The organism is Gelidibacter sp. (assembly GCF_053579655.1).
The window spans coordinates 96,053-115,695 of record NZ_JBMDWE010000008.1; the positions used below are offsets into that span (position 1 = coordinate 96,053).

Genomic DNA, 19,643 nt, shown 5'->3' on the forward strand with positions numbered 1-19,643 from the left:
CGTTATTTATCCGTTAATAGTTTTTTTAATGTATTCCAACGAGGATCAATATCCTCTGATTCTTCTTTTTCTTCTATGCCTTTTGGGCTCAACTCTTCTAGTTTCTCAAGTATTTCTGATTTCAAAGTACCATCTGCTATTCCCGGATGGATCCGTTTTATAGGCATGGATAAAATGATCAATTCATAAATGTACTGTGCCACATTTATTTCATACTCGCCATGAGGTATGATTAAAATCTCTTCATTTTCGTCATTGTACTCATCTCCAAAGTTAACCACCAAATTAAAGTCGCCTTCAATTTTTTGATCATAAGGCTCATTGCTAGTGTCACAATTAACATTTACGATGCCCTTGGCTTTAAAATGTAGCTCTAAAAGTGTTGTTTTCTTTTCAAAAAGCAAATCCACTTCTACATTGACGTCATTAAAATCATCATACTCAAAAAGCTCAAAGAACTTTTCATCGATTTGATAATCAAAATGGTGCTTTCCTAATTTTAATCCTACAAATTGTATGGTATACTCTTTTAAGGGTTTCATGATCACATTCATTTTGAGGGCGCAAATATAGAAATTATTTTTATATTAGAAGGAAGCTATTAACAAAAAATGTTTATATCTTTTTAGATGCCTTTTTTAAAGGGTTTTTGGTAAGCTTTTTATATTCCTTTCTATTCCTATAAATTTCGAGGGCCATAAACACCGCAGCTTTAAATGAACTTTCATCTGCAGTTCCTTTGCCTGCAATTTCAAAAGCAGTCCCATGATCTGGTGAAGTCCTCACTTTATTGAGCCCAGCAGTATAATTTACACCTTCACCAAAAGTGAGGGTTTTAAAAGGAATAAGACCTTGGTCGTGATAGGACGCAATTATCGCATCAAAATTCTTATAATTTTTGGATCCGAAGAAACTATCGGCTGAATACGGCCCATAGACCAGTTTGCCTTTTTCTCTGATTTTTAGAAGTGTTGGCTTTAAAACTTTCTCATCCTCGTCACCTATCACGCCATTATCTCCAGCATGCGGATTAATGCCCAAAACAGCAATTTTCGGTTTACTGATTCTAAAATCTTGAATTAACGAGTCATAAACGGTCTGAACTTTTTCTTCAATAAGCTTTGCAGTGATATATTGCGGCACATCTTTAACAGGAACATGATCTGTAAGCAAACCCACTTTAAAATCTTCAGTGACCATAAACATGAGACTGTTTCCTCCGAGTTCCTTGGCCAAATAATCCGTATGCCCTGGAAACTTGAAACTGTCCGATTGAATGGTCAATTTATTAATAGGGGCAGTGACTAAGACATCGATATCGTCATTTTTCAAAGCTTCAGTGGCCTTCTCCAAGGATTTAAAGGCATATTCTCCTGCTTTCAAATCTTCTTCACCAAAAGCTATGTCAACATTTTCTTTCCAAACATTCAACACATTGACTCTACTTTCAAGAACCTGGCTCATATCATTAATGCCATGAAAATTTATAGCACTGTCAAAATGCTTCTTAAAAAAGGACATGGTTTTTATGGAGGCAAAAATTATAGGCGTGCAAAACTCAAGCATTCTAACATCCTCAAAAGTTTTTAGAATGATTTCAGCACCAATGCCATTTAAATCACCAATTGAAATCCCCACTCTAATTAACCCTTCTCTTTTCATCCTTAATTTTAATTAGTCCTTTACAATAGCATTTTTATAAAATCCTTTTCTAAACAAGACGCTATCCTGAAATCTTCATTAAAGTCTTATCTTTGTAAACCATTGTACAAATGCAAATTTAACTAATTATTCGACAATATGTTTACTGGAATCATTGAAGATTTAGGGGTTATTACAAAATTAGAACAAGATGATGATAATCTTCACATCACATTAAAAAGCAATTTCACACCTGAATTAAAGGTAGATCAAAGTGTATCGCATAATGGGGTGTGCTTAACGGTAACGTCTTTAAACGCTCCATTTTATACGGTTACGGCGATAAGAGAAACGTTGAGCAAAACCAATTTAGGCAGTCTAAAAACTGAAGATCAAGTTAATTTAGAACGCGCGATGAAACTTGGCGAACGATTGGATGGGCATATTGTACAAGGCCATGTGGACCAAACAGCAATTTGCAAATCTGTTGAGTTTCAAAATGGGAGTTGGTTGTTTACTTTTGAATATGATGCATCATTAAACAACATTACCATCGAAAAAGGCTCCATTACCGTAAATGGCGTAAGCTTAACCGTAGTGAACAGTCAGAAAAATGAATTTAGCGTGGCCATCATTCCTTATACTTATGAACACACTACTTTCAAATATCTAAAAGAAAATAGTGTTGTGAATTTAGAATTTGATGTTCTTGGGAAATATATTAAAAGACTATACGAACTTAAAATCTAAGCTTGAGTTGATTTTTTGGAAAGTTTGATGGTCATATAAATACCTAAAATAATTGCGGCAATAAATAGAATTATCAGACCGCTGTCAATTGGAAAACCTGGAGGTGGCGGAGGAACATTCATCGGCCGTGGCTGCGGCAGTTGCTCACGTTGAGCAGCCGTACAAATAAAACTTATCAATATTAATAAGACTGAGGCTAAAATTTTCTTGTTATATACAATCATTATAGTGTAAATGTATAAAATACCTGAGTTCACATCCTAAAAAGGAATAAAATAACACCGTAAAACGCAATATTACCCGACGAAATACAGTATCTCTAATTCAATTAGATGTTAATCCGCTAAGTCAAATATATGTATTTTTTGGACACATATATGTGTTTTTTGGACACACTCTTAAACACGTGTATTTTTTTGTTTAAAAATAGCCAGAATTAATAACGCAAACAATTACGCATTAGTATTTTAGTCAGAATGCAGAAAACATACGATAAAATGAATAATAATTCTTCTTAAAATGTTTAGCCTATAATTAAACGCATAAGCTCCAATACCAATCCTAACAATATCAAGAATTTACGGACATCTTACTGAGCTTCTTCTTGTCTGTGTACTTTCTTTTCCAAACGTATAATATTGGCTAAAGTCTTGATTAATCTATCGTGATTTTTTACAAATGGATTGGTTTCATCCCAGACATAGCCGGCCAAAACAGCACATATTTGCCTTTTAATGTCTTGATTGTTTGCGCCATCAAAAAAGATGGTCTGTAAATTTCCAGTATACCATTCCTTGACATAGGAAGCAAATACCGAAACACCATTTTTCATGTACTCTGAGTATTCCTTTTCCCAATCGACGGGTATGTCTTTTAATTCATTCGCGATCAATTTTGCTGCCTTTAAACCAGATTCTGTGGCAAAAGTAACTCCCGACGAAAATACCGGATCTAAAAACTCTGCACTATTTCCAGTTAAGGCATAGCCCTTTCCGTAAAGTTGTGTGACAGATTTTGAATAATTCTGGATAATTTTAGGTTCAAATAAAAAGTCAACATCTTTAAATCGTTCATAATAGTAGGATGATTTTTTTAGCATTTGCGACAACCGCTCCGAAGATGTGCCTTTAAAACTATCAATAAAGTCTGTTTTACCAACAAACCCAATACTAGTATTGCCATTACTAAAAGGAATGACCCAAAACCAAGTATCGGTATCGAGTACATCAAACGTGATAAAGGTGCCCTCTGTTCCTTTCGGTCGGTCAAGCTCCTTAACATGACTGAATATTGACGAATGCTCAGGAATTGACGAAGGTTTGTCGAGTTTTAACAGTCGCGGCAAAACCCTTCCGTAGCCACTGGAGTCAATGACAAATTTAGCATACACTCTATATTCATCATTATTTTTGATCTTTATTGTGGTTTGTGATGAACCATCTTCCTTAAAGTCAACCGCCACAACTTCTTGTTCAAATACAATGTCAACGCCTTGTTTTTTCAACTCTTCTGTCAAGGCATAATCAAAATCAGCTCTCGGCATCTGCCAGGTCCAATCATAGCCTTTGGTATGTTTTTCAGCAAAGTCAAATTCACAGATAGTTTCTCCTCTTATAAATCGCGCGCCATTTTTAATCTCAAAATTTTGAGCGATCAAGCAATCCAACAAACCCACTTCTTCAAAATGATCCATACATCTGGGCAGCAAACTTTCGCCAATCACAAATCGCGGAAAAACACTTTTCTCCACAACTTTTACATTTATACCTTGTTTTTGTAAATAAGCAGCCGCAACACAACCTGAAGGGCCAGCACCTATAATCAAAACATCAACATGAACATCCTTCATACCTCAAATGGATTTAAATGATTTATTACTTTACATTTGTAGCGCAAAAATAATCACTTTCCCTCCTGGTTATAGAACGATTTAAAAAACATTGTGAACCCACTCTAAATGTTAACACTTAACGGAACCCTAGGAATCAAAGATTTTCAAAAAGTTTTATTTGAAAACCAACTGATTCAAATTGACAAAAATGTCCTTGAAACTGTTGAAAAAAGCTTCGAGTTTTTAAAGGCATTTTCAGAAAATAAAATCATTTATGGTGTCAACACAGGCTTTGGCCCCATGGCTCAATATAAAATTGAAGATTCCGAACGCAAACAGCTTCAATATAATCTTATAAGAAGTCATGCCTCAGGAACTGGAAATCCCATTCCGTCGTTATATGTCAAAGCCTCCATGTTAGCGAGGCTGAATACGCTATGCCTAGGGAATTCTGGAGTCCACAAATCTGTTATTGATCTGATGGTACAATTGATCAACAAAGATATTACACCCGTTATATACGAACATGGCAGTGTTGGGGCCAGTGGTGATTTAGTGCAATTGGCACATCTAGCTTTAGTGTTGATTGGTGAAGGGGAAGTAATGTATAAAGATCAAAAGTGCAGAACTGAAGATGTATTTAAAAAGGAAAATTTAAAGCCCATCATCATTGAACTTCGTGAAGGAATAGCCCTTATGAATGGAACTTCCGTGATGACAGGAATTGGAATTGTCAATATTATTTTTACCAGACAGCTTTTAAATTGGATGATTACTGCATCTTCGGCAATCAATGAAATTGTCAAGGCTTATGACGATCACTTGTCATTTGAATTAAATCAATCTAAAAAACATAAGGGTCAGCGGGAAATTGCCAAACTCATGCGTGAACATTTAAAAAATAGCACGTTGATAAAAAAACGTGAACACCATTTATATAATGATATTGAAAACGTTACTGTTTTTGAAGACAAAGTGCAAGAATATTACTCCTTGCGTTGCGTGCCACAAATTTTAGGCCCTGTATTGGATACTCTAAATACTGCAGAAACTATTTTGATTGAAGAAGTGAATTCGGCAAATGATAACCCTATTGTCGATGTTGAAAACAAAAATGTATACCACGGCGGAAATTTTCATGGCGATTATGTGTCCTTAGAAATGGACAAATTAAAATTGGTTGTGACGAAGACTTCTATGTTAGCAGAACGCCAATTAAATTATTTATTAAATCCAAATCTTAATAAAATCTTGCCTCCATTTGTCAACCTTGGGAAACTCGGATTGAACTTTGGAATGCAGGGCGTTCAATTTACAGCCACCTCAACTACAGCAGAAAACCAAATGTTGTCCAACCCAATGTATGTGCATAGTATCCCTAATAATAACGACAATCAGGATGTTGTAAGCATGGGAACCAACGCTGCTTTGATTACCAAAAAAGTAATTGAAAACGCTTACGAAGTGTTAGCCATTGAATTAATCACTATTGTGCAGGCTATTGAATATTTAGATGTAAAAAACCAAGTCACATCCAAAACGAGAGCGATGTTTGATGATATTCGAGCTATTGTTCCTAACTTTAAGGAGGATATAGTGATGTATCCTTATGTGAATGCGGTGAAGAAATTTCTTATGGATCAGTGTAAATAAAATTTCTCGCAGATATCGCAGATTAACGCAGAAGCATTCTGCCAAAATCTGCGAGAAACAAAAAGCCAATAATAAAAATGCCTAAACAAACTAAATACGCCCTAATTACCGGAGGTTCTAGAGGCATCGGAAAAGCTATTTGCATCCAGCTTGCAAAGGATTCGGAATATCATATTATCATCAATTATAATCAGAATAAAGAAGCTGCTCTTCAAACTCTAAAGCAGATTGAAGCTGCTGGTGGTTCGGGCCAAACCATTCAATTTGATGTGTCCAACTTTGAAAACGTCCAAACATCTCTAAACGCATGGCAGGAGCAACATTCTGGCGCCATCATTGAAGTATTGGTAAACAATGCAGGAATTACCAACGACGGACTCTTTATGTGGATGAAGCCTCAACAATGGAATGATGTGATCAATACCAATCTCAACGGGTTCTTCAACGTGACCAATCATCTTATAGAAAAAATGCTATTGAACCGCTATGGGCGCATTATTAATATGGTATCTATTTCTGGACTCAAAGGCGTTTCAGGACAAACCAATTATTCGGCTGCTAAAGGTGCCATTATTGCCGCTACAAAATCACTTTCGATGGAAGTTGCCAAACGCAATATTACTGTTAATGCTGTAGCTCCCGGTTTTATCAGAACAGACATGACAGAAGGACTTGATGAAGCAACCCTGAAAAAGATGATTCCTGCGAATAGATTTGGAGACCCGGAAGAAGTTGCGCATTTAGTCGCTTTCTTAGCGTCAAAAAAAGCGTCTTATATCACTGGGGAAGTGATCAGCATCAGTGGGGGCGTACACTAAATGATCAGTGAATTTCAGAACCGAAAAATTCGTGTAAATTTGTGCCTTTAATAATTCGCTTTATTCATAAGGCTAAACCTCACAATTAGAATGGCAGAATGGGATGGAAAATCGAGAGGCACTGTTCTCGGTTTTAAGGTCTTTGTGTTCTTTATAAAGAATTTCGGCATCAATGCAGCTTATGCGTTGATGCATCTTCCTGTACCCTATTTTTGCTTATTTTCAGGAAAAAACGTGAAAGGCTTACGCTTTTACTTCAGAAAGAGGATGGGCTATTCTCGTTTTAAAACCATGGTCAGCATTTACAAAACCTATTATACTTTTGGCCAAACCTTGGTTGATAAAATTGCCATCTCTTCTGGATTACGAAGTGATTATACCTACGAATTTGATGGTGAAGTCAAAATTTCGGAAGTCTTAGAAATGAATAAAGGTGGCATCCTTATCAGTGCTCATATTGGTAATTTTGAATTGGCACAATATTTCTTCAAGGAACGCTTGGCAAAAGATTCCATTAGCATTGTCGTGACGGATCAAGATCATGAGGACATCAAGGTATATTTAGGACAATACGTTAAAAAAGAAACGCATTTTATTATTGTTAAGGATGATTTGTCGCATATTTTTGAAATTAATGCAGCATTGACTAAAAACAAAATTATTTGCATCGCGGGAGACCGCTATATGGACAATACAAAATATTTGGAAGAAACACTATTAGGTAAAACCGCTAAATTCCCTTTAGGGCCTTTTTATTTGGCCAACCGATTAAAAGTACCCGTTTTGTTCGTTTATGTGATGCGCGAACCCAAACGTCATTACCATTTATATGCCAAATGGATTGATAACCAAAAAGGAGACGTACAGGATTTATTGAAAAAATACACAGAAAACGTCGAGGAAATGGTTAAAAAATATCCTTTGCAATGGTTTAATTTTTATGATTTTTGGGGCGACAAAAAATGAAAACATTGAAACTTCCCATAACAGACATAACAAGTATAAAAATGTTATTACCACATCGTGAACCCATAATTATGGTCAATTCATTATTAGAATTTGTTGATGGTAAAGCAACCGTTGGTTTTACTATTTTGAAGGATAATCTGTATGTTGACAATGACGGATTTTCAGAAACCGGCTTGATTGAGCACATGGCACAAGCGGCTGCATTATACTCTGGATTTAAAAACCATTCTGAAAATAATCCTGCAAAAGAAGGGTTTATCGCTTCTATCAAAAAATTAAATATTCAAAGGTTACCAAAAGTAGATGCCGTTTTAAAAACAGAAGTTTCCATTATTCATGAAATCATGCATATGAGCACTGTAAAACTTTCTACCTTTATCAATGGCGTTGAAATTGCCAATGCCGAAATAAATACTGTTCTCAAAGCAGAATGAAAAATTCAGATCAACCGGAATCGTCGCTAAAATCTACACATCAAATCAGGGTGCGCTTTAATGAAGTTGATTCTTTAGGAATTGTTTGGCATGGACATTATATCAAATATTTTGAAGATGGCCGTGAGGCTTTTGGTCGTGAGTTTGGTCTGACCTATTTGGATGTGGAAAGCCATGGTTTTGCCGCACCCATCGTAAAAATGTCATCAGAACACCAATTGCCATTAAGATATGGAGAGGTAGCCATTATTGAAACCACTTACATAAATTCTCGCGCTGCCAAACTGATATTCTCCTATCTTATCAAAAATGAAGCTGGTCAAACCGTTTGCACTGGTGAAACCACACAGGTATTTACCAATTTTAAAACTGGAGTGATGTCATTAAATCTTCCAGATTTTTATAGATCTTGGAAGGAAAAACATGGCTTACAGCATGACTAAATGTTATCTGTCATATAATAATATCACATCCGCTTTAGGATTCGACACACTTAGTGTTTTTGAAAATCTCAAAAACGAAGGAAGTGGAATTCAATTAGTGCAAGACGCATCCCGTTTTTATAAACCCTTTTTTGGAAGCGTAATTTTAACAGAAACTTTACAAACGGCTTTCAAATCGATTGAATCACAAAATGACCACACACGTTTAGAGAAAATGATGATTTTGTCACTCTCAAAAACGATCAAATCTTCAGGAATTAAATTCAATGATCGCGTCGGTTTCATTATTTCTACCACAAAAGGCAATATTGATGTTTTAGATAAACGTAGCCAATTTCCAAAAGAGCGGGCATATTTAGGCCAACTCGGAACCGTCATCAAAGATTACTTTGGTTTTGAGAATGACGCTATCGTTGTATCTAATGCCTGTGTTTCTGGCATTCTATCAGTTGCCATCGCAAAACGCTATATTCAAGAAGGTATTTACGACCATGTATTTTTAGTAGCCGGAGATTTGGTTTCTGATTTTGTACTCTCGGGCTTCAACTCGTTTCAAGCCTTGAGTAATACTGTTTGCAAACCTTATGACCTGGAGCGCACCGGAATTAATTTAGGAGAAGTAGCTGCAAGTGTTCTGGTCACTTCAAAAATTAATCATCTCTCTGAAGATGCCGTGGAAGTTTTGGGTGATGCCAGCTGTAACGATGCGAATCATATTTCTGGGCCTTCACGCACTGGAGAAGGCTTGTATAGATGTGTCAAATCAGCCCTAAAAGAGGCAAATATCAATTCAAGCGACATCGATTATATTTCAGCGCACGGAACTGCTACTGTATTCAATGACGAAATGGAAGCCATTGCCTTTAACAGATTAGGATTAAACCATACACCCTTGAACAGTTTAAAAGGTTATTTTGGTCACACTTTGGGCGCATCAGGTTTACTGGAAACGATTATTGGCATGCAATCCTTAAATCAAAATACTTTGATATCCTCCGCAGGATTTGAAAATTTAGGCGTTTCACAACCGCTCAATATTATCACAAAAACAACATCAAAAGAATTAAGAACGTTCTTAAAAACCGCATCTGGATTTGGAGGTTGCAACACGGCAGCACTTTTCAGAAAAGTATCCTAACGAAGTATGACCAACAAAACAATTAGAGCTGCAGATGCCTTATTGGAAGCACAAAAAATAGCTTTCGCACCATTTATTTTCCAATCTTCGGTGACTTTAAAAAAGTTGGGCGTATTTGACTTAATTTTTAATAGCCGTCATGAAGGTGGTCTTACCATCGAGGAGATTGCAAAAAAACTATCCATCCCGCTCTACGGACTTGGTGTACTTCTCGAATTTTCTGAAAGTGCCGATATCGTTTGTAAATCTGAAAAAAGAACCTACGAACTTACCAAAACCGGTTACTTCCTGAATTATAATAAAGCCGTCAGCGTCAATCTCAACTTCACACATGACGTTTGCTACAAAGGCTTATTTCATTTAGATGAAGCTATTGCAACGGGCAAACCCTCAGGACTCAAGGAGCTTGGACAATGGGATACCATTTACGAAGGTCTTTCGAAGTTAACGCCCAAAGAGCAACAATCGTGGTTTGAGTTTGACCATTTTTATTCTGACGGCATTTTTGAAGATGCCTTAAAACGTGTTTTTAAAAATCAGCCAAGACTCCTTTTTGACATTGGCGGTAACACTGGAAAATTTGCCTTGCAATGTTTTAAATACGACGAAAACATTCAGGTAAAAATCATCGATTTACCTGGGCAATTGAACAAAGCCATAAAAAACATCAGTGATGCAGGTTTCGAAAATCGAATCAGCGAACAAGAGATTGATTGGCTGAAACCAAATCCACATATTCCTAATGGTGCCGATGTGATTTGGATGAGTCAGTTTTTAGATTGTTTTTCGGAAGATGAAATTATTACAATCCTATCCACTTGTGTCGCCTCTATGAATGCCGACACCGAATTGATCATCATCGAAACTTTTACCGATCGTCAGGAATATCCGATGTCAAAATTTATCTTAGAAGCCACATCGTTGTATTTTACGGTTATGGCGAATGGCAACAGTAAAATGTATACGTCGTCAGTTTTTGAAGAATTGATATCTAAATCTGGATTGACCATTAAGGAAGATTTAATCCTTGGTCAATACCACACGATGTTGGTTTGTAAAGAAAAATAAGAATTTTTGGAAAAAACACATCACATATCATCCTATTGCCACATTAAAGACAGCCGTGTATCTCTTAATGGAAATACGTTATTCATAAGTGCAATTGCGGAATTTTCGGCATTTATAAAAAGTGCTTCGCAACATTTGGAAACCAAGTATTCCAAATTCTATAAAATGGACAACTTGAGCAAAATGGCTTTTTTGGCGTCCGATGTAGTGTTGAACCATGCCAAATTACCTTCTGATAAAGAAAACAATATTGCTATCCTATTATCCAATAGAGCGTCCAGCCTTGATACCGATAGAAAATATCAAGACTCCATCAGCGAGGCCGATAACTTCTTTCCAAGTCCATCGGTATTTGTCTATACCTTACCTAATATTTGCATTGGCGAAATTAGTATCAAACATCAGCTTCATTCTGAAAATTGTTTTTTTATCTTTGACACCTTTGATGCAAATCATTTATGGCTCCATGCGGAAAGCTTATTGAAGTCGAAAAAAGCCAAAAAAGTCCTTTGTGGCTGGGTCGATTTTGACGAGAATAACTATGAAGCTTTCATATATTTGGTAGAAGAAAATGGTACTATTGCACATAGCCCTAATGAAATTAAGAGATTATACAAATCATGACAGAACTAAGACTGGAATTAAAGGAAAAGATTATAGAGCAACTGAATTTGGAAGAATTCACAGTTGCCGATATTGCAGATGATGATGCACTTTTTGGCAATGGATTGGGACTGGATTCCATTGATGCCTTGGAACTTATTGTCATGTTGGATAAAGACTACGGCATCCAATTGACCGACCCGAAAGAAGGTAAAGAAATCTTTAAATCTATCGCTGTTTTGGCAGATTATATTGCAGACAATAGAGGAAAATAACACCAAAAGTATGGGCGTTGCAATTACCGGAATGGGTATTATTTCTGCAATTGGCCATTCCATTGAAGACAATAGAGCCTCTTTATTGGCTTCAAAAAGTGGCGTTGGCACCTTAAAACATATTCAAACCAAACACTCTGAGCTCATAAAAGTTGGCGAAGTTTCGTTTTCCAATTCGGAATTAACAAAGCAATTACATCTTGACCAAGACCACAATTATACAAGAACAGGATTGTTGGGACTTTTCGCCACAAAAGCAGCACTTAAAAATTCCAACATCACTACTATTTCAGAATATAGAACAGGTATTATATCTGCCACAACCGTTGGTGGCATGGATATGACGGAGCTTTATTTAAAGCAATTTGCAACAAACGCAGACGTCCAGAAATACATTCAAACCCATCATGCGGGCATTTCTACTCAAAAAATTGCGGATGCTCTTGGCATTACAGAATTCGCAACAACGATTAGTACGGCCTGTTCCTCTGCGGCTAATGCGATTATGCTTGGCGCACGCTTAATTAAGGCTGGAAAACTAGATCGTGTCGTCGTAGGTGGCACAGATGCATTGTCAAAATTTACCATCAACGGATTCAAAACTTTAATGATCCAATCGGATGCACTTTGTGCACCTTTTGATGCGGATCGTAAAGGCTTGAATTTAGGAGAAGCAGCAGCTTATTTGGTTTTGGAATCGGACGCTGTGGTTCAAAAAGAAAAGAAAGAGGTATTCGCCTATCTTTCCGGTTATGGCAATGCCAATGATGCATTTCATCAAACCGCTTCCTCTGAAAATGGAGAAGGCGCATTTTTAGCCATGCAAAAAGCCTTGAAAATGGCTGAATTAAATCCGGGACAAATCGATTATATCAATGCTCATGGTACGGCAACCCCCAACAATGATTTTTCTGAAAGCATCGCTATTCAACGTGTTTTTGGAGAAAATGTTCCACATTTTAGTTCCACAAAGTCGTTTACAGGACATACTCTAGCTGCTGCAGGTGCAGTAGAAGCAGTATTTTCTGTTTTAGCATTACAAGAGCAGACTGTTTTCCCTAATCTGAATTTTAAAACAGTAATGCCAGAAACTGGTCTAAAACCAGTGACTTCAGTCGTCAAAAAAGAGTTGCAACATGTGTTGTCAAACTCCTTCGGATTTGGTGGCAATTGTTCCACGCTCATTTTTTCAAAGGCATGAAAAAAATATTCATCCATAGCGCAGCATGTATTTCGGCTCAACATACTTTTGACTCCGAAGGATTTTTGGATGATATCATAGAAATATCAGGAAAAACGTTTCCTGCACAGTACCCAAATTACAAAGACTATATCTCCCCAGCAGCATCAAGACGTATGGCAACAGCAGTTAAATTGGGCGTTACTGCAGCAAGTAAAGCACTTGAAAAAGCCAACTTAAAACAACCTGATGCCATTATTACCGGAACGGGAATGGGGTGTCTTGAGGATACTGAGAAGTTTTTGAACAACATTATTGCCAACGATGAAGAGTTTTTAACACCCACTGCCTTTATCCAATCTACACACAATACCATTGGTGCACAAATTGCTTTGGGACTCCAATGTAAAGCCTATAATAGCACTTACGCTCATGCTGCTTTGTCTTTTGAATCGGCCCTTTTAGACGCACAATTGCTATTACAAGAAGAAGCACATAATATTTTGGTTGGTGGTGTTGATGAATTGGGCAAGGAAATGATCCATTACATACGAATGATGGAGGATGCTGAATCTATTGGAATCCAAGTGCCCTTTAGTGAAGGTGCCTCTTTTTTTGTGATGTCTTCAGAAACAAAAAAAAATGCCATTCAATTGGTGGACATGGAGGTTTGCAGTACAGCTTCTGAAGAAATTATTCAAAAAAATTTAAAATACTTTTTAGAACGTAATACTATTAATTCATTAGACATTGACGTCTTAATACTAGGAAGAAATGGAGATGTTTTTGACAGTTATTATGAGGAGGTTGCAACACATTTCAATGACATTTCTCAACTCCATTACAAACATTTAAGTGGTGAATTTTATACTGCTTCTCCCTTCGGATTATGGGCAGCTTGTGAAATCCTTAACCGTCAGGAAATACCGAAACCCTTAATTTATAAAGGAACTGCAAAACCTAAAATCAACACTATTTTACTTTATAACCAATTTAAAGGTCGCGATCATAGCTTTATCTTGCTGAAACGATGAAAAATCTTAAAATCACAACGTTCTCAGCGTGTGGATTATTCTTACTTTTGGTAAGCCTAGATACATTAATAGGGATTGCATTATGGTCGTATTTTGTTCTGATTATAACTTGGTTTTTAATAATGGCCATGGGTTCATTTTCCATGAGTTGGAATTTTTATTTGAAGGCTTTCACATCAAAAAAGAATATAAAGGAGAAAAAAATCGCGATTACTTTTGATGATGGCCCAAACTCGAAATTCACTTTAGAAATTTTAAAAATTCTGAAGCGTTATAATGCAAAAGCCACCTTTTTCTGCATTGGCAAAAACATTGAAAAACATCCTGAGATTCTGAAAGTGATTTCAGAAAACGGGCATGCTATCGGAAATCATTCGTTTTCCCATGATGTGATGATCGACTTTAATTCTACAGAAAACTGGATGAATGAAATCAAGCAAACTGACAATTCCATTCAGAGAATCATTGCTAAAAAAACTACGCTATTTCGGCCGCCTTTTGGAGTGACCACGCCCAAATTGGCAAAGGCTTTGAAAGTTACAGAACATGATGTGATTGGTTGGAACATTAGGTCGTATGATACGATTATCAAAAACCCAAAACACATTGTCAAAAACATTACAAAACAGATACAGCCTGGTTCTATAATCTTGTTACATGACAAACAAATTAATGTTTTGCTTGTTTTGGAACATTTATTGCAATTCCTCCAAAAACAGGATTATCAATCTGTGACCATAAATGAACTTCTCAATGAAAAATAAACACTTTATACTTCTTTTCGCATTCGCACTTAGTTTTGCCTTCAGCGGAATTTCCCAAACCAAGTTATTGGCATCTGAACAACAGGGCTTTAAAGCTAAAGTTCAAAAAACAGCACAGAATACAAAGACCATTGTCAGTGATTTTACGCAAACAAAACATATATTCGTTTTCGATAATGTGATTACTTCAGAAGGAAAATTAGTGTTTAAAGCCCCTAATTTAGTGCGATGGGAATATGTAAAACCTTATTTAAATGTCGCTATTTTTAAAGATGATCAACTGCTTGTTAACAATGAAGGTAAGAAACAAAATATCGATTTGGGTTCCAATAAAATGTTCAGAAGCTTGAATTCTTTGATTGTCAATAGCATTAAAGGCGATATGTTTGACGAGTCTCAATTTGATTTGGAGTATTTTAAATACGGTCGCGGGTTTTTAGTGAAATTCATACCAAAAGATAAACGCATGAAAAAGTTTATAGCGTCTTTTGAATTGACATTTTCCAATGCTACTGCGGAGGTCGAAGAAGTTAAATTAATGGAGCCGAATGATGATTATACTATAATTACCTTTCATAACAGAAAACTGAATACCGAGGTTTCTGATGCTAATTTCATTAATTAATAGCACGCAAAGTCGCAGAGAATCTTTGCGCCTCTGCGAGAGAAAATAAAGAAGCGATAAAGACAAAACCCCCTATGCTACTAAAAAACTTCTACACTGTCCTAACATCTGAATCTCTTGAAGCACATTCTTTTGGGGCCACTGTTAGGATAAATAAAGAACACCCCATTTTTGAAGGCCATTTTCCAAACTTTCCTGTCACACCCGGAGTAACAATGCTCCAGATCATTAAGGAACTGACAGAAAATCAGCTCAACCAATCCTTGTTTTTGTCATCAGCTTCTAATGTGAAGTTTATAAGCTTGGTAGATCCCAATGTAAATGCCATCTTAAAATTTAATATCACATTTCAGGAAGATGATCAACATATTAAAGTGAAAAACACCACTTCTTTTGAAGACGGAACAGCAGTATTGAAATGTAATGTTACATTTGTAAAACGATAATTGCAGTTTCAATTCATGACGCTCCCTGAAATTCAATCCAAAATAAAATCTTATCGCTGTTGCGTGGTCATGCCCACTTACAACAATCCCAACACCTTGGCTCGCGTTTTGGATGGCGTTTTGGAATTCACTGAGGATATCATTATCGTCAACGATGGCTCAACCGATACCACGTCTGAAATTCTAAAAAATTATCCCCAAATTGTTCAGCTCCATCAGGCTAAAAACACTGGAAAAGGACACGCCTTGAAAATCGGTTTTAAGCATGCTGTTAATTTAGGCTTCAATTACGCGATCACATTAGATACGGATGGTCAACATTTTCCTTCAGATATCCCAAATTTTATTGAAGCCCTTGATGCTTCAGAAAATAAAAATATGCTGATGATTGGCGATCGCAACATGAATACTGCCGATGTTTTGGCACGGAGCGCGAAAGGTAATCGGGTGTCCACCTTTTGGATGAAAGCCGCCACAGGACTGAAACTTGAAGATTCTCAGTCAGGATTTCGTTTGTATCCAATCAAGGCTATCGACCACATCAAATTCATGAAGTCTACCAAAAAATTTGAATTCGAAATTGAAGTCATCGTCAAATCCTATTGGGCAGGGATTGCAATTGGACACGTGCCTATTGATATCCTCTACGACATGAAAGAGCGTGTGTCTCATTTCCGACCATTTATGGATATTGGCAGAATGGTGGTGCTTTACATCTGGTTTTTACTCTTAAGATTATTTTATATCACGCCACGGAATTTCTTCCGCAGATTAAAAAAAAAAGGCTTAAAGCGATTTTTTCTTGAAGATTTTTTAGGAAACCAAGACTCACCAAAAAAGAAGGCACTGTCTATTTCCTTAGGAGTTTTTATAGGCTTGTCGCCGCTTTGGGGCTTTCACTCTGTGATTGTAATCTTCTTGGCCATTTTGCTAAAACTGAATAAGGTGATTGCCTTTGCATTTTCGAATATCAGCTTTCCTCCATTTATTCCTTTCGTACTTTTGCTGAGTTTGCAAACTGGCAATTGGGTATTGGGTATCGAATCTCACTACACCTTGGAAGGCATTCAAAAAAATTTTGATTTGATGAAACACTTGGAATCTTACCTTGTAGGTAGCGTTGTCCTTTCAACGTCGAGCGCATTGGTTTTTGGTGTATTAGGCTATTTGTTTTTCTCAATAATTGACAGGAAAAAAGTACTGACTCATGGCTAGATTTTTTCTCAATTCTTACTACCTGATCCAAAAGCATAAATCCCTATCTAGGATTGCTTTGGTCATGATTTTTGGAGTTCTTATTTGGATGGCTTCAACGCTTAAGTTTGATGAAGATATCTCCAAACTAATTCCTACCAATTCCGAAAACGAGCAACTTCAGAAAGTCCTAAAAACCGTTCAATTCGCAGATAAAATCATCGTCAATATCCAAAGAGAAAAAAATGGTTCTACCGATGATTTGACGGATTATGCCACGCGATTTTTAGATTCATTGTCTGAACATTCCAATCAATTTATAGTAGACATTCAAGGCAAGATTGAAGATGAAGCTATTTTTGAAACCTTGGATTTTGTCTATAACAATGCCCCGATTTTTTTAAAAGATGCAGATTATAAAAACATTTCAAACAAATTACAATCCGATTCAATTGCCAAAATCACAGAGAACAATTATAAAACCTTGATTTCCCCTTCGGGAATTGTGGCAAAAAAAACCATCATCAAAGATCCGTTGGGAATTTCAATAATGGCCATACAACATTTGCAACAACTCGGCATTTCGGATGATTTCACACTTAAAGACGGTTTTTTGGTCAGTAAAGACGAACAGCATTTATTATTGTTTATCACTCCAAAATATCCCAGTAATAATACTACAGAAAACGGTCTATTTTCACAACAACTCTACCAACTGCGAGACGATCTAAATGGTGTTTTTAAAGATAAAGTGACAAGCTCCTATTTTGGTGGGACACTTATCGCTGTTGCCAATGCACAACAAATTAAAAGCGATATTCAGTTAACGGTCACGATTGCCATGATTTTACTCATGAGCGTTTTTATTGTGTTTTATAGAAAACTGACCATTCCGATAATTTTATTTGTGCCAACACTTTTAGCTGGACTTTTGGCTATTGCAATTTTATCAGTCATACGTTCTGAAATTTCTGCGATATCTTTGGGAATTGGTGCCGTGCTTTTAGGCGTCACTTTAGACTATTCTCTGCATATCCTAACCCATATCCGAAACAATGAAACGATCGAACAACTTTTTGAAGGCGTTTCAAAACCCATTTTAATGAGCAGTTTAACAACGGCAATGGCATTTTTATGTCTGCTGTTTGTAGATTCACAAGCGCTGCAGGATTTGGGCGTTTTTGCAGCCATAAGTGTACTTGGTGCTTCGGTATTTGCACTGATTTTTATTCCGCAAGCCTATAAAGGAACTTCGAGAAACACTTCAAAAACATCATTCATTGACAAAGTGGCGGCTTATCAGTACCATAAAAACAAAATCCTGATTGGAAGTATCGTCGCTTTTCTTATTTTAAGTGCTTTTACCTATCATCGCGTAACGTTTAATAAAGATATTTCGAAGCTCAATTTTCAACCAGAAGCTATTAAATCTGCGGAAGCGGCATTGGACAAATTGATCAATATCTCTTCGAAATCATTGTACGTGATTGCCTTTGGAACCAATGAACAAGACGTATTGGAAACCAATGATGGCATATTCAACAAGCTCCAAAATTTAGAAAAAAATCAAAATATCTTAAGCTTCAATTCGGTTGGTGCCTTGGTAACTTCGGATAAAAAACAAAAAGTAGCCATACAAACTTGGGAACGATTCTGGACTCCAGAGATCAAAGCACAAACTCAGATCAATTTGATTGAAAATGGTAATAAGTTCGGATTTAAACCGGCCACTTTTCACGAGTTTTATTCGCTTTTGGATCATGAGTTTCAGCCTTTAACTATTAACGAATACAAAGAAATCAACGTCGTCCCTATTGACGATTTTATTGCTAAGGATGGAAATTTCATGACCATTTCATCAGTCGTAAATGTTGATGAGGCAAATATTCAAGAGGTCAAAAACGCCTTTAAAGATACACAAAACACACTGGTTATTGACCGTCAAGCCATCAATGAAACCCTTCTTGGACATCTCAAAAATGATTTCAATAATCTGTTAGTCTATTGTTTTATTGCGGTGCTTCTGTTGTTGTTTTTGTTCTATAGAAATCTAAAATTGACACTCGTAACTGTCATCCCAATTATCATAACTTGGTTTGTCACGATCGGAATTATGGGATTATTATATCTAGAATTCAATATTTTTAATATTATCATTTCCACCTTTATTTTTGGATTGGGTGTAGATTACAGTATTTTTATAACCAATGGTATGCTGACAGGTACGTCGTCGATGGCAACACATAAAACATCCATTATTCTATCGGTTTTAACCACGATTTTGGGGGTTGGGGTATTGATTTTCGCAAAACATCCAGCATTGCATTCTTTAGCAACGATCTCAATTATTGGGATTCTTGCGGCGATGTTGATCTCGTTTGTGGTGCAGCCGATATTGTATAAACTATTAATTTCGAAAAACTCTCCCGCGGAAAGTGGAGAAATATTTAAAAAATAGGTTTACCACAGATCGTGTTGATCTACGCAGAAGTACTTAAATAATGAAACTTAATACCTATGGGTAAACGTCTGTTCCATTTGTGAAATGTAGTAAGTAATTTAAAGCAACATTTTTTCAGGTAATGAGAGAATTTGTGAAAATCCGTGAAATTAGTGTCAAAAAATTAAAAGATAAAGCGAGATGCTTCAAAAGAAAGCGTATTGACTCCAATAAAATCAGCAAAAATCAGCGTAATCTGCGAGACATAAAAACACCAATCAGCGAAAATCATTAATCAAAAAACCTTTAAGTAATTTAGCAATTGTCAAAGACCTTA

General features: G+C 36.4%; 21 protein-coding genes. 17 read left to right on the plus strand and 4 right to left on the minus strand.

Annotated elements, in window-relative coordinates:
* Positions 1–2: 2 nt before the first annotated feature.
* Together ACOH2D_RS06285 and pdxA are read right to left on the minus strand one after the other, a co-directional pair.
* Positions 3–542, minus strand: coding sequence for a YceD family protein (locus tag ACOH2D_RS06285; RefSeq protein ID WP_348036442.1), 540 nt, complete (start codon positions 540–542; stop codon positions 3–5).
* A 73-nt stretch (positions 543–615) separates the two neighbouring features.
* The gene (gene pdxA, locus ACOH2D_RS06290) at positions 616–1,662 is read right to left on the minus strand and encodes a 4-hydroxythreonine-4-phosphate dehydrogenase PdxA (RefSeq protein ID WP_348036441.1); all 1,047 of its coding nucleotides are present in this window, start codon (positions 1,660–1,662) and stop codon (positions 616–618) included.
* A gap of 138 nt (positions 1,663–1,800) precedes the next feature.
* Here pdxA and ACOH2D_RS06295 point away from each other — a divergent pair, with 138 nt between their 5' ends.
* The gene (locus ACOH2D_RS06295; RefSeq protein ID WP_449534713.1) at positions 1,801–2,391 is read left to right on the plus strand and encodes a riboflavin synthase; all 591 of its coding nucleotides are present in this window, start codon (positions 1,801–1,803) and stop codon (positions 2,389–2,391) included.
* Here ACOH2D_RS06295 and ACOH2D_RS18270 read toward each other — a convergent pair.
* Entirely contained in the window at positions 2,388–2,615 is a 228-nt protein-coding gene (locus tag ACOH2D_RS18270; protein WP_510172135.1) for an Fjoh_0651 family PID-CTERM protein, read from the minus strand. The genes ACOH2D_RS06295 and ACOH2D_RS18270 overlap by 4 nt on opposite strands.
* A 365-nt stretch (positions 2,616–2,980) precedes the next feature.
* A complete protein-coding gene (locus tag ACOH2D_RS06300; RefSeq protein ID WP_449534714.1) occupies positions 2,981–4,240 on the minus strand; it encodes an NAD(P)/FAD-dependent oxidoreductase in 1,260 nt (419 codons plus the stop codon).
* 108 nt (positions 4,241–4,348) lie between these two features.
* Here ACOH2D_RS06300 and flxA point away from each other — a divergent pair, with 108 nt between their 5' ends.
* The 16 genes from flxA to ACOH2D_RS06380 all read left to right on the plus strand — a co-directional run bounded on the left by flxA (position 4,349) and on the right by ACOH2D_RS06380 (position 19,324).
* Positions 4,349–5,875, plus strand: a complete 1,527-nt coding sequence (flxA, locus tag ACOH2D_RS06305) for a flexirubin biosynthesis tyrosine ammonia-lyase FlxA (protein ID WP_348035208.1) — start codon at positions 4,349–4,351, stop codon at positions 5,873–5,875.
* A gap of 77 nt (positions 5,876–5,952) precedes the next feature.
* Positions 5,953–6,693 (plus strand): flexirubin biosynthesis SDR family reductase FlxB, encoded by a 741-nt coding sequence (gene flxB, locus ACOH2D_RS06310; RefSeq protein ID WP_348035207.1) that lies wholly within the window; start codon positions 5,953–5,955, stop codon positions 6,691–6,693.
* Between the two features lie 90 nt (positions 6,694–6,783).
* Positions 6,784–7,659 (plus strand): lysophospholipid acyltransferase family protein, encoded by an 876-nt coding sequence (locus ACOH2D_RS06315; RefSeq protein ID WP_348035206.1) that lies wholly within the window; start codon positions 6,784–6,786, stop codon positions 7,657–7,659.
* Entirely contained in the window at positions 7,656–8,096 is a 441-nt protein-coding gene (locus tag ACOH2D_RS06320; protein ID WP_348035205.1) for a hotdog family protein, read from the plus strand. The genes ACOH2D_RS06315 and ACOH2D_RS06320 overlap by 4 nt, the downstream gene beginning before the upstream one ends.
* A complete protein-coding gene (locus tag ACOH2D_RS06325; protein WP_348035204.1) occupies positions 8,093–8,539 on the plus strand; it encodes an acyl-CoA thioesterase in 447 nt (148 codons plus the stop codon). Before ACOH2D_RS06320 ends, ACOH2D_RS06325 begins: the two co-directional genes overlap by 4 nt.
* Positions 8,532–9,677, plus strand: coding sequence for a beta-ketoacyl synthase N-terminal-like domain-containing protein (locus ACOH2D_RS06330; RefSeq protein ID WP_348035203.1), 1,146 nt, complete (start codon positions 8,532–8,534; stop codon positions 9,675–9,677). Before ACOH2D_RS06325 ends, ACOH2D_RS06330 begins: the two co-directional genes overlap by 8 nt.
* Before the next feature lie 6 nt (positions 9,678–9,683).
* Positions 9,684–10,745, plus strand: a complete 1,062-nt coding sequence (locus ACOH2D_RS06335) for a methyltransferase (protein WP_449534715.1) — start codon at positions 9,684–9,686, stop codon at positions 10,743–10,745.
* Between the two features lie 6 nt (positions 10,746–10,751).
* Complete coding sequence (locus ACOH2D_RS06340; protein ID WP_449534716.1) at positions 10,752–11,369, plus strand: 3-oxoacyl-ACP synthase; 618 nt, start codon at positions 10,752–10,754, stop codon at positions 11,367–11,369.
* Positions 11,366–11,623, plus strand: coding sequence for a phosphopantetheine-binding protein (locus ACOH2D_RS06345; protein ID WP_348035200.1), 258 nt, complete (start codon positions 11,366–11,368; stop codon positions 11,621–11,623). Before ACOH2D_RS06340 ends, ACOH2D_RS06345 begins: the two co-directional genes overlap by 4 nt.
* A 10-nt stretch (positions 11,624–11,633) precedes the next feature.
* Positions 11,634–12,824 carry a beta-ketoacyl-[acyl-carrier-protein] synthase family protein gene (locus ACOH2D_RS06350; protein ID WP_449534727.1) on the plus strand — a complete coding sequence of 397 codons (1,191 nt, stop codon included), beginning with the start codon at positions 11,634–11,636 and terminating at the stop codon, positions 12,822–12,824.
* Positions 12,821–13,837 (plus strand): beta-ketoacyl synthase chain length factor, encoded by a 1,017-nt coding sequence (locus ACOH2D_RS06355; RefSeq protein WP_348035198.1) that lies wholly within the window; start codon positions 12,821–12,823, stop codon positions 13,835–13,837. Before ACOH2D_RS06350 ends, ACOH2D_RS06355 begins: the two co-directional genes overlap by 4 nt.
* Entirely contained in the window at positions 13,834–14,601 is a 768-nt protein-coding gene (locus tag ACOH2D_RS06360; RefSeq protein WP_449534717.1) for a polysaccharide deacetylase family protein, read from the plus strand. Before ACOH2D_RS06355 ends, ACOH2D_RS06360 begins: the two co-directional genes overlap by 4 nt.
* Entirely contained in the window at positions 14,591–15,226 is a 636-nt protein-coding gene (gene lolA2 / locus ACOH2D_RS06365; RefSeq protein WP_348035196.1) for a flexirubin biosynthesis/transport protein LolA2, read from the plus strand. The genes ACOH2D_RS06360 and lolA2 overlap by 11 nt, the downstream gene beginning before the upstream one ends.
* 74 nt (positions 15,227–15,300) lie before the next feature.
* Positions 15,301–15,672 carry an ApeI family dehydratase gene (locus ACOH2D_RS06370; protein WP_348035195.1) on the plus strand — a complete coding sequence of 124 codons (372 nt, stop codon included), beginning with the start codon at positions 15,301–15,303 and terminating at the stop codon, positions 15,670–15,672.
* A 15-nt stretch (positions 15,673–15,687) separates the two neighbouring features.
* Positions 15,688–16,887: a DUF2062 domain-containing protein gene (locus tag ACOH2D_RS06375; RefSeq protein WP_348035194.1), complete on the plus strand. Its 1,200-nt coding sequence runs from the start codon at positions 15,688–15,690 to the stop codon at positions 16,885–16,887.
* Positions 16,880–19,324 carry an MMPL family transporter gene (locus ACOH2D_RS06380; protein WP_449534718.1) on the plus strand — a complete coding sequence of 815 codons (2,445 nt, stop codon included), beginning with the start codon at positions 16,880–16,882 and terminating at the stop codon, positions 19,322–19,324. Before ACOH2D_RS06375 ends, ACOH2D_RS06380 begins: the two co-directional genes overlap by 8 nt.
* Positions 19,325–19,643: the final 319 nt, after the last annotated feature.